Annotated in this window: 13 protein-coding genes; 6 read left to right on the top strand and 7 right to left on the bottom strand. The window is 61.6% G+C overall.

The window, feature by feature from the left end:
- Positions 1–113: 113 nt before the first annotated feature.
- The 3 genes from Aco03nite_RS51650 to Aco03nite_RS51660 all read right to left on the bottom strand — a co-directional run bounded on the left by Aco03nite_RS51650 (position 114) and on the right by Aco03nite_RS51660 (position 5,019).
- Entirely contained in the window at positions 114–1,532 is a 1,419-nt protein-coding gene (locus tag Aco03nite_RS51650; RefSeq protein ID WP_203810490.1) for an RNA-binding domain-containing protein, read from the bottom strand.
- A gap of 527 nt (positions 1,533–2,059) precedes the next feature.
- Positions 2,060–4,417, bottom strand: coding sequence for a P-loop ATPase, Sll1717 family (locus Aco03nite_RS51655; protein ID WP_203810492.1), 2,358 nt, complete (start codon positions 4,415–4,417; stop codon positions 2,060–2,062).
- 47 nt (positions 4,418–4,464) lie between these two features.
- Positions 4,465–5,019 carry a RipA family octameric membrane protein gene (locus tag Aco03nite_RS51660; protein ID WP_203810494.1) on the bottom strand — a complete coding sequence of 185 codons (555 nt, stop codon included), beginning with the start codon at positions 5,017–5,019 and terminating at the stop codon, positions 4,465–4,467.
- Positions 5,020–5,632: 613 nt separating this feature from the next.
- On the opposite strand from Aco03nite_RS51660, the gene Aco03nite_RS55000 reads away from it, so the two are divergent.
- A complete protein-coding gene (locus Aco03nite_RS55000; RefSeq protein ID WP_203810512.1) occupies positions 5,633–5,863 on the top strand; it encodes an AlpA family phage regulatory protein in 231 nt (76 codons plus the stop codon).
- Positions 5,864–6,077: 214 nt separating this feature from the next.
- Here Aco03nite_RS55000 and Aco03nite_RS51670 read toward each other — a convergent pair whose 3' ends face one another.
- Positions 6,078–6,809: an XRE family transcriptional regulator gene (locus tag Aco03nite_RS51670; RefSeq protein ID WP_203810496.1), complete on the bottom strand. Its 732-nt coding sequence runs from the start codon at positions 6,807–6,809 to the stop codon at positions 6,078–6,080.
- A 412-nt stretch (positions 6,810–7,221) separates the two neighbouring features.
- Here Aco03nite_RS51670 and Aco03nite_RS51675 point away from each other — a divergent pair, with 412 nt between their 5' ends.
- On the top strand, positions 7,222–7,770 hold the full coding sequence (locus Aco03nite_RS51675; protein WP_203810498.1) for an HD domain-containing protein: 549 nt from the start codon (positions 7,222–7,224) through the stop codon (positions 7,768–7,770).
- A 2-nt stretch (positions 7,771–7,772) separates the two neighbouring features.
- Here Aco03nite_RS51675 and Aco03nite_RS51680 read toward each other — a convergent pair whose 3' ends face one another.
- From Aco03nite_RS51680 to Aco03nite_RS51690, 3 genes are read right to left on the bottom strand one after another with little or no spacing between them, the layout of a single operon-like run.
- Entirely contained in the window at positions 7,773–8,225 is a 453-nt protein-coding gene (locus tag Aco03nite_RS51680) for a hypothetical protein (RefSeq protein WP_203810500.1), read from the bottom strand.
- A complete protein-coding gene (locus Aco03nite_RS51685; protein ID WP_203810502.1) occupies positions 8,218–8,694 on the bottom strand; it encodes an NUDIX hydrolase in 477 nt (158 codons plus the stop codon). The genes Aco03nite_RS51680 and Aco03nite_RS51685 overlap by 8 nt, the downstream gene beginning before the upstream one ends.
- A gap of 7 nt (positions 8,695–8,701) precedes the next feature.
- Positions 8,702–9,436 (bottom strand): DUF5919 domain-containing protein, encoded by a 735-nt coding sequence (locus Aco03nite_RS51690; RefSeq protein ID WP_203810504.1) that lies wholly within the window; start codon positions 9,434–9,436, stop codon positions 8,702–8,704.
- A gap of 151 nt (positions 9,437–9,587) precedes the next feature.
- On the opposite strand from Aco03nite_RS51690, the gene Aco03nite_RS51695 reads away from it, so the two are divergent.
- The 4 genes from Aco03nite_RS51695 to Aco03nite_RS51710 are packed head-to-tail and all read left to right on the top strand — an operon-like array spanning position 9,588 to position 12,083.
- On the top strand, positions 9,588–9,791 hold the full coding sequence (locus tag Aco03nite_RS51695) for a hypothetical protein (protein WP_203810506.1): 204 nt from the start codon (positions 9,588–9,590) through the stop codon (positions 9,789–9,791).
- The gene (locus Aco03nite_RS51700) at positions 9,788–9,982 is read left to right on the top strand and encodes a hypothetical protein (protein WP_092546299.1); all 195 of its coding nucleotides are present in this window, start codon (positions 9,788–9,790) and stop codon (positions 9,980–9,982) included. The genes Aco03nite_RS51695 and Aco03nite_RS51700 overlap by 4 nt, the downstream gene beginning before the upstream one ends.
- Before the next feature lie 41 nt (positions 9,983–10,023).
- Positions 10,024–10,344 (top strand): hypothetical protein, encoded by a 321-nt coding sequence (locus Aco03nite_RS51705; protein ID WP_203810508.1) that lies wholly within the window; start codon positions 10,024–10,026, stop codon positions 10,342–10,344.
- On the top strand, positions 10,341–12,083 hold the full coding sequence (locus tag Aco03nite_RS51710) for an FtsK/SpoIIIE domain-containing protein (protein ID WP_203810510.1): 1,743 nt from the start codon (positions 10,341–10,343) through the stop codon (positions 12,081–12,083). The genes Aco03nite_RS51705 and Aco03nite_RS51710 overlap by 4 nt, the downstream gene beginning before the upstream one ends.
- Positions 12,084–12,363: the final 280 nt, after the last annotated feature.

Below are 12,363 nucleotides of genomic sequence, written 5' to 3' on the forward strand. Positions count from 1 at the left end.
CTCAGGGCTCAGGGCTCAGCGGCTCAAGGCTTCGGACGCGGGGCCGCGGCTTCTGGGCCCATCAGGCCTGGGTGGCCCTGATGGGCCACCCGCTGGTCCAGGAAACTCCTCGGTCAATCCTTACGCTCGCCTCTGCTGCCCGCGCTGAGTGAAGCGGTTAACACATCGAGGTCTTCTCCTCGCATCTCGATGGTGAAGCGGCCTGTTGCGGGTGGCCCGTCGGCATTCGTGGCAGTAGCGGTCCAAGTCGCGATGACCGGCTCCATACGAGTGGAGGGGATGAGCACGCAGATGTCGTCGGCAAGGATCAGTCGTTGCTGAGGACGGAGCGTCACGGGGGTGAAGGCAAGGGTGAAGCTGCCGCCGTTGTCGATGGTGTACGTCGGCGGGACGTAGTAACTCGGCGTCGAGATCGTTGAGTGCCAACGTGTATCCCCGAGCCGGGCGATTGGGTTCTCCCGCGGGCCCCAACTCCGGGGTGGTTTCGGTAGAAGTGACCAGAGGTCGAATTCGCCGCCAACCGTGATGGCACCGCTGGCTTCGGCGTCTCCCGCGACGTGCAGTTCGACGAGGACGTCTTGATAGTTACGGTTCGAGTTGTTGGTCAGCACGAACTTTGACGGGCTCAGGAAACGCCGCGCGGCCTGACGCATGGTCTCCGGCCAGGCGGTGCGGACGGCGTCGATGTAGGTGCCTACCTCGGCCTCGAACTGATCCTCGGTGCGGTCCTCGGGGATTTCGGCACCGAGGCCGGCGATTCGTATGTCAGGAAACGCCCGGAAGGCACTGGGACCGAGGATCCCAGCAATGGTGCCGTCGGACGGTCGCCGTCCTCTCGGCTGGGCCCGGGTAGCTCTGGCTCGGATGATCGGTTTCATCAATGCTTGGCTCTCGGCCTTGAGGAACCGTTCGAGATGTTCGGGGTGCCATCCATAGCGGGACAGCGGGGCGGCCGTCTCGACTCCAACGCTGACGTCGAACTGATCGGGTATCCGGGCCCCCCGGCGGTCTGCCAAGCGGGCGATTTCCACGTGGTCGGCGCGGACGGACCTTGCTAGCTTTCGAACGAAGACCGTGCCGTCGGGAACGGTGGGATACTCCTTGCGGAAGGTGTGAATCGGGTCGCCCCATTGCGGCGCTGCGATCTCAATGACAAGCACGGTCTGTCCCTGGCACTGGGTCCAGTGCGGGTTCCAGACTGGACCGTCCGCGCCGACATAAGGGCTAATCAACTGATCGAGGTCGGCGTTGTCGACCGGCTCCACGCCATGCACGGTGCCTGGCTCGATGCCGATCAGCAGGATGCCGATCCCGCCGACGGTGGCGGTTGCCTTGTCGGGGTCGCGGTTCGCCATCGCGATGATCGCCTTGGCCACGATCTTGGCCATCTGCTCACGTGAGCGAAGGGCGAGCGTCGACTTCCACTCCAGCCAGGTCTGTTCGTCGTTCTCGTCGGCGTGCAGGACTGCGTTCAGCACGGCAGCCCAGTCGCCGATCCGGCGCGGCTGCTTCGTGACATCCATGTCGAGCATGAAGAGAACCGTAGCGAGCCCCGCCGACATAATCGCCTGCATTAACCCAGCTGGTGGTCGTCGTGGCGCCGTCGGCGGACTTGGGAATCCTGCAGAGGCCATCTCGGAGGACGCCGAGACCAACGGCAAGCCGTCCACCGTCGGTGGCACGGACGCGCCAGTCCCACATACCGACATGGAACGATTCCACTGGATCTATCGATCCAAAGCCCGCATCGTCCGAGCCCTATACCGCCGAAAGCGCGGTCCGCCCCGGCTATACCGGCGGCCGAAAAATTTACCCGTATCTGCCTAATTCGATCCTTATCTTCGATCGTCGCACGCTGGCATTCGAATAGCCCAGAGGAATCGAACCACCATTACCGAAGACGCGAATCCAGATGAGAGACTATTGAAACTCTGGTCGCGGCTACGGCGTAGCGATCACCTGCGCCGTAGCCGCCTACCCAGTATTAAATGGCTATCACTTTGGCCGATACTTAAGAGACCTATCTGTGCAATGTCCTTATAATCACCCTGCGGAGGAACTACTCTTGAATTTCAAGGTAGGCGCGATATGAGGGGTGAATTTGGTATCGTAACGGCCTCCTGAAAGCCTTAGTCAGTTTCCGGGAGAGCACCTCAGCCCGTCGCATCTCACCTTCAGTCCCTCCGTAGTCAAATACATTCTCGCTCGTTTCAATTCCGAGGAACCCCAGCCTACGAAGGATGCCGAGAAGGTTTGCTTTGCTGGCAATATCTGCCGACGGCTTTAGAATTTTTGTCAATCTGCTATCGGTAACAATTGAATCTTCACCGGCAAACTCAAAAAGTGCGCGTTCCAAGTCGATCTGCGCAGCAACGCCTTCCACCAGCAAAGCCTCAAACGCGAATCTACTATACGTATTCTCGGCTTCTAAAATATCCTTTTCCTGAACCTTGTCGTGCTTTGCATTGGTCGCCCTCAATACTGCCGCATTCGCGAGAAATACTAGATCACGCGGTCGTCGCTGAACGCGCGAAAGTAGGTAATCGCGCGTGGGCAGACCTTTTACGTGCGGCACAAAAACCTGATCCCACAAATCGTTATTTACGCTACTGATTGGACGCGTTGCCATGAATCTGTCTTCTAGCACTCGAGCGAGAAGATCTGCATCGCGCCATTCGATTTCGGCTGTATTAATTTTATCCGGCTCTCGGGCGAATTGTCGAACGTATGCATAAATGTCACTACGGAGGAAGACGGTAAGTGTGACGTTAACGGCAGACTTCCGGATGTTTTCCTTCTTGAATTCGTCGACGATTCGGCCAATCACAGTGAGTAGGCCCAGTAGAAGTCGAGAAAGTAGTTCTAGATCAGCACCCCGTTGCCAAGCCTTGTCGAGGTTGTCGACCAGGATCGCGATTCTATTTCGGTCATGAAGGGCAGCGCCAATTAGACTCCGTAGCGTCCTCAGCGTGTTGCTATAAAGGGCCGTATTGACCTTCTTGCGCGCCTCCTCAACCTGGCTTTCATCCAGGCCATCAGCTAGCACAACTTCAAGAGACCTTACTAACCTATCGAGCCGAATTGAGAAACTTGCATCTATGCCGCGATGGTGTTCATCAAGATGTCCTCGAAGTTGGCTCATCGGTGAACCGCTCAAAATTCCTGCTGGACGCTTCTCAGCCTCATCTACGGCGTTGGCCGCCACCTCAGTGTAGATGAGATATTTCCAAAGACCTTCGATGAGGTAGTCGCCGAGGTGCCGCGAACTGATACGTCGCAATACCTCAAGGAGGGCTTCAAGTTCATAACTGGCTGGCTTGATCACACAGACAAGGTTTCTGGCATCGCCACGCATAAGTTCAGCAGCTTGAAGCATATTGGCCGTCTTGCCAGTACCCTTTTTTCCGGTAAAAATTGTTGCGGCCGCGTCTACCACGTCACGAAAATCTCGCGTTTCAACGAAGTACTGATCCAGCCCTTCTTGATCGCTTTCTGCGACATGGTTTCCGAATCTGAGAGCGGAAAGCTCTACACTCATGTGCCTTCGCACCCTCGTCGCGGAGGGGCGGATCGTCGTGCGAAGCGTTTCCATCCACCCGACAGATTGCTTTTCTAGGTCGGCCGCATTCCGATAGTGAATGGCCATATCTCGGTAGTCGATCGGTGGCGTAATTGTGTCTTCCATCACGATAACGACGGTTTTGCCGAGACCTTTTGCTAGGCCCGCCAATAATGACGCGCGAGCATTTACAGTATCGGCCAGGAACGCCCTTTCCGGAGTCATATGGAAGATCGCAATGGAGGAAGAATGAAGTTCCTCCGCATACCATGCGAGCGGTTGACTGCCGTACTCGTCAGGGTCAATCGTGTTGATCTCAAACTTATCGTACGCATCCAGCACACGCGAGAGCCGTTGGCTAGCATCGTCCTCTTTGAAACTCGGAACGTAGAAGATCCGAGCATCAGAGGCGGGCGGAAGTGGTACACCGCCCGTCAAATCGTCCCAAAGTGGTGGAGAGTCCGATTCGATGATCCTCGTTAGTTTCTCAACAAGGTCAGTCGTGTTCTTGTAAGAAGTCGCGCCGGTTGTCGCTAGTAGCGATAATCCACGCAGATTCCTATGCGCATGCGTGTCCTGGCCGTCAGTCAGAATGGCAATTTTCTTCCTTTTCCCAATGGCTAGACCCAACTCAAACAGGACGTTATCGCTCAGTGTGGTCAACTCGAAGATGCCCAATGTGCACTGATCGATGGAGGCCTCGACCTCGTTGATAATCAAGCGGCCATCCACGACGAGATCTTCCCACGAGACAGCGTGAGCAATAAGCGAACCCTCTCCGAATTCTTTTGCTACATTCCGCATTGTTTCGCTGAGCACCGCTGGCCGAGCGCTGTAGCCGAAGAAGAGCTTCTCCATTACCTTCGCTTTCCGTGATTGAAATACAGCACAATTGGAGCCTTTGGTTATTGCGCCACGTTGACGAAGAAGACCGCTATGTATGCTAGTCCAAAAATTAGTGGCGTCCATTGTTCGATTTGCGTGATGGGTAAGTAAAGACGGGAAGACTTGCCGGACCCGATTGCCTTCCATTCGGCGAGCCAATACGGCGATGCTGGAAGCTTCTCCTCAAGGACCCCGATGACCCGAAACTTAGCCGACGATAGTTGCCGATAAGAACGTAAGATCCAGAACCATGCAACGCACTGAAAAAGGACAACAGATAATGGAAAAAGGAGAAGATTACCATTCTTGCTAAGGCTTTGGAAGAAAGTAATGCTAAGCGTAATTGCTGCGGTGTTAGCTGTAAGGAAGAAGGTGTTATGGAGGCTCCGCCGTGCAGTGACGCGATCTGCCATCTCAACGTAGATCTTGTACTGCTCCATAATCGCCGCCTGGTACTTCTCCCCTGGTCCTTCGTAGGCGGACGCACTCGTGGAAGTCCAGAGTCCTTCCCGGATGGAGTCGATCGGGGCCTGCCGGCGGCCGATTGCTGCTGTAAGGCGACGCGCCATGGTCATTCCGGCATTATGGCGGACTGCCCGTCACAGTTCCACTACGTATAGTCGAGTGTCTTGGACTTTCCGTACTTTTCGGGCGTCTCGGCTCATGTGCTCCTGAAGGAGTGCTTGCCTGTCAGCGGCTCATGCTGGGGATCGCGGAACATGGTTTCGACCATGACCTTCCTGGGAGCCTGCAAGCGCGATGAACTTCGTACCGGCGATCGTGTAGTTAGGCAGGTCGGGTTGCCATCCTGCTGGTTTTCTTCCTCGTTTGGTGGCGTATCAGCTCGGATACGTCTGGTTGATGTCGTTTCATGCCGTACAGTGGCAAGCCGCCTGTTTCAGTGGTAGAACGCCGCGCGAGCACCTCCTAGAAGCTTGTCTGATTCTGGTAAAGGATCACGGCCAGGATGATCTCCGCTGGGATTTGTCGTGCAACATCTCAGGACGCGAAGAGGTTACGGGACGTCTTTTCAGCCGTGGTGAGCTTTGGAGCCGAACATCGACAGAATTCTCGTAGCCAGCGTCCAGAGTGCGAGATCTTTGTGCCGCTGGTGGCGATAGGCCCCGGCTGTCCGTGACTCGCTCCGGGCGGCTGGGTTGTCACCGAGGCTGAGGACGGGCGATGGATATGGGATCACCACAGTCAGGGTCCGAGCAGTTGGAGAATTTGGGGCCGGCTGAGTTTGTTGGTACGGCTGAGATTCAGAAGATCGTGAAGGTTAGCCGACAGCGGGTCTATCAGCTCACCAGGCGGAATAGTTTTCCGGAGCCGGCTGCTGTTCTTTCTTCCGGGAAAGTTTGGGTCACGGCGGAGGTCATAGCCTGGATCCAAGTCCATCGGCCGGCGGATCTCCCGTGAGCTTGGGTCTCTATCTTGCTCAGACTGCGCTGGACCGGCTGGCGGTGGCGGATGCCCATCTGAATCAGCACTTGTCGGGGACACCGGGTGGGCTCTGTGCTGTGTGTCTGGAGCCGGAGCCGTGTCGTGCTCGGTATGACGCGCTCGGGGTGTTTGATCAGTACGGGGTGCTTCCGCGTCGGCGGCCTGGTACTGCTGGTGTTCCTATTCGGGGTCAGAGTTTCGATGGCTTTGCTGAGCCCCAGACCCGCTCGAACGATCTTGTGTGAGTGGCGACCATACCGGAATCGCTGCTGCTCTTGAGGTGCAGAACCGGGGCGTGGGCTGCTGGGCGCCCGTAGATGTGGGAGTTGACCAGCATCTCGTCGTCCGAGCGGCACAGCGAGTTGTAGAGAACCGTGTCGTGCAGGCGCAACATGATGCCCGGTGTGGTGGAGAGCGGCTGGAGGCTGACCAGAGCGGTTCGGATGCGGACGCTCATTCCGGTGCCTACGCGTTCTTCGTTCCCACGGTTGGCGATGTGCTCGCCGTCGGGGTCGCCCAGCGCGATTCGCACGCGGACGCCACTCCGGGCCTTGTCCTGTAGCAGGGCAGGGATCGAGGCGTCTTCGGCGAGGTACAAGGCGCTGTAGGCCAGGACGTCGATCTCATGCTCGGCACGGCGTAGAAGGCGAGTCCAGACGTCGGTGGGGACGGCTGAGCGGTGGGGGTAGACGATGCGGACCTCGTCGGACATTGCCGGTTGCTCTGTTGGGCGCGGCAGGGTGGGCCATAGGTCGTGGGCCTGCCAGCCGGTGATTCTGACGAGGGCGTCGCGGTGGCGGGGGTAGGGCATCCGGCCGGTCATCCAGCGTTGGACGGTTTTCGGGTCGACGTCGAGGCGTGCTGCTACGTCGATGATGTCTATCCCGGCGCTTCGGAGGGCTCGGGCGAGTGGACTGTTCACACAACGACTCCCATCGCTGGCTACCGACGTCATCGTAGTCAAGAAGTCCCTAGACGTCCTAGCCCTGTGGTTCACGTTGGGTTACCCGATCGGCAGGATCGGCATCGATGAAACGCTAGATGAGCGGGTGGACCGGGATGCCGACAGACAAGCAAGCTGAGCATGAAACGGCACGTCAAGCCACTGATCGGCTGGCGCTTGCTCTTGAGGATGCCGGCTTCGACGTCGGGGCAGACTTTCCTGGACTTCACGATGTTGTCGACCAGGCGGGCACTGTTGTCGTGCGTCTGGGGGACGTGATGCCGAGCGTGGCGGACCGGCTCACCGAACTACTTTCCGGGGCTCGCCCGTAGGAGGACGTACAAGCGACGAGGGGGCACGGCCACGTGGGAGCGGGCGCTAGTCTGCCGGTGTGGCTGAGATTGAGCGTGCCCGCGATCTGACGCGGCTGGTGCTTGCCGAGTCGATCCCGCGTCGCTGGGCGCACAGCCAAGGCGTCGGCCGTAAAGCCGAGACGGTCGCTCACCTCCTCGGTGATGATGCGTCCGCGCTGGTGTGTGCTGCCTGGCTGCACGATGTCGGCTACGCACCCGACCTGGTCGTCACCGGTATGCACCAACTCGACGGCGCCCGTTACCTCCGTGACGTCGCCGGCATGGACGATCTGATTTGCCGACTGGTCGCGCACCACTCGTGCGCTTTCATCGAGGGCCGCAACCGAGGGCTGTCCGACGAACTCGTGCGGGAGTTCCCGCCGGTGGATGGCTTGGCGTCGCATGCGATCACCTATGCCGACATGACCACCACACCCGACGGTGAGCCGGTGGAGGTGGAGCGGCGGCTTGCGGAGATTCTGTCGCGGTACGGGGATGGTCATCTCGTTGCCGAGTCGATCCGTGAGGCGAGTCCGCTGATCATCAACTCGGTGCAGGTGATGAACGCGGCGCTCGCCGAGCAGTGAGGTTACTCCGAGCGGGACAGCGTGCCCTGTTCGTCGCGGCTCCAACGGCGGCCGGCGCTGTCCAGGAACTCGATCTGCACCGGTTCCGGTTCGACGTACGTCCGTAGCCATTCGGTCGGCGCGGGGCGTTGGATGGTCTGGCCGGGTGGGACCAAGCCGACGAACTCGACGTGCGGCTCCTCATCACCACGGGCCGGTAGCGGCAGTTCCACCTCGTAGATCGGCATCGGGCTGGCGTTGTGGATGTGGAATGTCAGGTCGCGTGTGCCGTCGCGTTTGTTGATCAGCTCGATCCACGCGCTGATCCGTTCGGCCTGAGCGCGTCGTTCCTCTTCGGCGCGGTCGGCTTCTCGGCGGTGTTCGCGGCGTAGGAGGCGGAAGCCGACCAGGAACGCTCCGATGGTGCCGACGGCGGAGAACGAGTCGGCGATGGCGCCGAGTGCGTCGCTATCCAAGGTGCACGTCCTGTGGCCGGGTGAGGAAGTGCTCGATCCGCCGGCGCATGGAGGGGTCCATCGGCAGCGAGCGGCACTCGCCCTCGGACGCCCATCGAACCTCGGTCGTCTCCTCGCTGGGCGTCGGCTCACCGCCGACCGGGCGGGCGGTGAAGACGATGGAGAACTCCTGCCGTACCTCGTCGTTGCCGGTGTAGAGGATGACGTGCCGCGGATCGGTGAAGATCCCGACCAGGCCGGTGATTTCGACGTCGATGCCGGTTTCCTCGGCTGTCTCCCGGACCGCTGTCTGGGGCAGAGACTCGCCGAGGTCCATCGCACCGCCAGGTAGCGCCCAGTTGCCATTATCCGAACGGCGGATCAGCAGGATCTCGCCGTCGTCGTTGACCACGAGAGCGTTCGCCGACGGGACCAATGACGTTGCCGTGGGTGCTTCGGGGTCGTTGAAGTAGTCGATGCGTTGTCCCATCCGGCATTCACTCCAACGGTGTCGCTCGATCCCATACGTGCTCGAAGCTTTCCAGGTACGTCGTCACCATGCCCCCACCAGCCGCTCGCCGTAGGTGCAGAACCGGGGCCTGAGCTGCGGTGAAACTGTAGATGTGGGTGTTGACGAGTACCTGGTCGTCGGCGCGGTAGATCGAGTTGTAGAGAACCGTCCGGTGCAGACGGAACTCGATGCCCTCGATGTCGCGTAGCGGCCGGTACATCACCAAGGCGTTGCGGATCTTTGCGGCCTGGACGTCGTCGACACCCTCATCGGCTCCCCGTTGCGCGACCACGTCGCTTTCCGGATCACCGAGCAGGATGCGTACGCGCGCTCCTGACTCTGCCTTTTGCCTGAAGATCTTTTGGATGCCGGCGTCCTCGGAGACGAACAGGCCGCTGTAGACCAGGACGCCGATCTCTTCCTCGGCGCTGGCGAAGACGTTGCGCCACAAGTCGGACGGGACCGTCCAGCGATGCGGGTAGATCGAGATGATCTCACTCTCGCTGGCGTTCGCTACCTGGTCGGGGCTCAACGCGTCCGGCCAAAGGTAGACCTCATCGACGCCCAGGCGGGCTGCAACTGCGTACCGATGTCTGCGATAGGGCGTCCGACCGCTGATCCATCGCTCGACGCTTTTGGGATCGACTTTCAGTGATGTCGCCAGGTCGGCTGGCGTGATCCCGTTCTCCAACAATGCGGTGCGTAGTCGCTCGTTCGGCATCGGCTTCCCGTCAAGACGTCCGGCGGCCTGACAAGGCTAGAGGAGACGTCTTCGATACGTCCAGCCATGACCTGATTACGTCCCGTCGATTGATCGCACTCTGATGACACGCCGATGCAGCCCGCATCGCCGGTCCGAGAGGAGATCAACCATGAACATCCACATCACGCAGGATCTGACCCCGACCTGCCCCTGCGGCGCCCAGCTCGCCGCCGGGAACCCCGTCCTCTGCCGCAAGTGCACCAACCGCGCCCGGTGGGCTCGCCGACACCAGCCGCACGGCAGCCACACCGGCACCGACCGGGGCCTCCGCTCCCGCCGCAACCGCAACGGCCGCCGTGGCGGTGACGCGTGACGATCGCCGTCTCCGCCGTCCTGCTACTCGGTGTCCTCGTCTACCTGCTCTGGCGGTACGCCCGACTGCCGCTGTGGCAGGCCGCCGTATGCGCCGCGTTCGGCTACTTCCTCGCCTCATCGTCGATCGGCCCGGAGATCGGCAACGGGCTGCGCGCCCTGGCCCGCTTCGTCGCCGGACTGAGCCTCTAACCGTGAACACCCACCGACCGAAAGGAGAACTGGACCCGCACATGACCAACGACCAGCACATCCCGCGCCCGACCATCGACCAGGAGGCCATCCGCACCCATCTACACGCTGTCCGTCAACGGCCCACGCCCGTCACCGTCTGGACTGTCATCGGGGACGTCCCGGTACTTCTCGCCGAAGTCGACAGGATCGCGCGACTGCTCACCCGCGCCCGGTGGGACTTCGCCGACCTGCTCGCCGCCGCCCGCGCCACCCTCTCCGCCGACCGGGACGGCGAGCCCGACCCGCTGACCTACCTGCGTGACGCGGTCGCCGAGCACCAGGAATGGATTCCGCCGGAACTGGGTGAACTCGCCGAATGAGGGCCTACGGACGTCGTCACCGCCGCTGGAGCCGCCGCAACCCGCAACCGCTGCTACTCGTACCCGATGAGCCTCTGACTCTCGTCGTTGTCGCTGCCGTCGGCCGGGCTCTGTTCCGGTACCGATCGGAACTCGCTCCTGTCTTTCTCGCCCTGGTCCTGGTGGTCGTCGGGTCGGTCCTGCATCACGGCCGACCCGGCGCGTGGCCGGTGGTCGCCATCGTGACCGTGCTGGCGGCGGCAGCCGTTGCAGTGCGCGGGTGGCCCTGGGGACTCACCCGCGCACCCGAGCGCATCTATGCCGCCACAGCGACCGCCGTCGTCGGCGGATGGCTCGCTGCCGCAACCGCACTCGGTGCGACCCGATCGCCCTTACCTACGCTGCTCATCCTGGCCACGGTCGCGCTCGGCGTGCCGTGGTGGGCACACCGGCGACGCCGCGCCCGCGTGCGAGTGGACCGGGTCATCAACGCGTGGCCCAACCTCGCTGAGATGATCGGACTCGCCGGATCACGGATTATGTCGGCTGCCGTCGACACCTGGGGATGGCGTGCCCGGATCAAGCTGCGACCAGGTCAGAGCGTCACCGATCTGGTGAGCCGCGTACCGGCCATCGAATCGGCTTTGGGAACTCGACCCGGTGCCGTTCGTGTCGAGCAGGACCCGGCACATGCCGGCCGGTGCACGATGCGGGTGCTCGCCGTCGACCCGCACGCTGGGGCCATCCCGTGGCCCGGTCCGACCGCCCGAAGTATCGCCGACCCGATCGAACTCGGCGTGTTCGAGGACGCGACACCGGTACGCGTCGCGATGCTTCGCCGGCACGCGCTGATCGGTGGGACCACCGACTCGGGTAAGAGCGGCGTGCTCAATGTGATCCTCGGGAACCTCGCGGCCTGCACCGACGTCGTTCTCTGGGGCATCGACCTCAAAGGCGGCATGGAACTCCGGCCATGGGCACCCTGCCTGGCCAGACTCGCCACCACACCCGACGAGGCAACCGACCTGCTCGCCGACGCCGTCGCCATCCTCGACGCCCGCGCCCAAGCATCCAGCCACGACAACACCCGCGTCTGGAAACCCACACCGAAAGCACCGGCACTGGTCATCGTGATCGACGAGTACGCCGAACTCGCCGACACCGCCCCGGACGCCGTCGGCCACGCCGAATCCATCGCCCGACGAGGCCGAGCCCTCGCCGTCGACCTACTCGCCGCCACCCAACGACCCACCCAGAGAGCGATGGGTGGAGGTGCGCTGCGTTCGCAGATGAGCATCCGCGTTTGCCTGCGTGTCCGGGAACGCCGCGACGTCGACCTGATCCTCGACAAGGGCATGCTCAACGACGGATGGCACGCCCACACCCTCGACGCACCCGGCAAGTTCTACGTCCTGGCGGACGGGCACAACCAACCACGCCGCGCTCGCGCCTACCTCGTCACCGACGATCTCGTACGCCAGACTTCCGCCCGCTACGCCGACCAGCGCCCGGAACTTGACCCGCTGTCCCGCGCGGCCATCAACCAACAACCGCGCCCCATCGAACCACCGGGACCGTCAGTCGATGACCCGGAACGGGCGCTCCTGATGGCACTTGATCAAGCACCGACCGATGGGCTGAGCGTCCCGGAACTGATCGACCTCACCGGTATGCGACGGACCTGGGTCTATGACCGGCTCCAAGCCCACGCTGCCGCTGGCCGCGCCCGGCAAGTCGCTCGCGGGCGCTGGCGAGCCTGACTCGATCGTCCGCGCGGACGTCCGTCCGCTCGCGCGCGTCTGCGCATAAACGCACGGACGGACAACGGACGGACGACCGTGCGGACACCCCCACCACAACCCGAAAGGAGGCCCGACGATCACCACCGACGAACAGACCACCGAAGGGAGAAATCGCAGCATACGAAGCTGCGCGACGCTCATTCTTGAAGATTCGCAGCTCAAGACGTCCCTAGACGTCCCACTCTCCAGAGCCGCCGCAGATGCACTGTGGCGCATCATCGACCGCGCCCGGAAGACT

This window comes from Actinoplanes couchii (assembly GCF_016862075.1).
Lineage (GTDB): Bacteria > Actinomycetota > Actinomycetes > Mycobacteriales > Micromonosporaceae > Actinoplanes > Actinoplanes couchii.

Coding starts and splice junctions, on each gene's coding strand:
- Aco03nite_RS51650 (WP_203810490.1), bottom strand. CDS start 1,532: ATGCTCGACATGGATGTCACGAAGCAGCCGCGCCGGATCGGCGACTGG.
- Aco03nite_RS51655 (WP_203810492.1), bottom strand. CDS start 4,417: ATGGAGAAGCTCTTCTTCGGCTACAGCGCTCGGCCAGCGGTGCTCAGC.
- Aco03nite_RS51660 (WP_203810494.1), bottom strand. CDS start 5,019: ATGACCATGGCGCGTCGCCTTACAGCAGCAATCGGCCGCCGGCAGGCC.
- Aco03nite_RS55000 (WP_203810512.1), top strand. CDS start 5,633: ATGGGATCACCACAGTCAGGGTCCGAGCAGTTGGAGAATTTGGGGCCG.
- Aco03nite_RS51685 (WP_203810502.1), bottom strand. CDS start 8,694: ATGGGACAACGCATCGACTACTTCAACGACCCCGAAGCACCCACGGCA.
- Aco03nite_RS51690 (WP_203810504.1), bottom strand. CDS start 9,436: ATGCCGAACGAGCGACTACGCACCGCATTGTTGGAGAACGGGATCACG.
- Aco03nite_RS51695 (WP_203810506.1), top strand. CDS start 9,588: ATGAACATCCACATCACGCAGGATCTGACCCCGACCTGCCCCTGCGGC.
- Aco03nite_RS51705 (WP_203810508.1), top strand. CDS start 10,024: ATGACCAACGACCAGCACATCCCGCGCCCGACCATCGACCAGGAGGCC.
- Aco03nite_RS51710 (WP_203810510.1), top strand. CDS start 10,341: ATGAGGGCCTACGGACGTCGTCACCGCCGCTGGAGCCGCCGCAACCCG.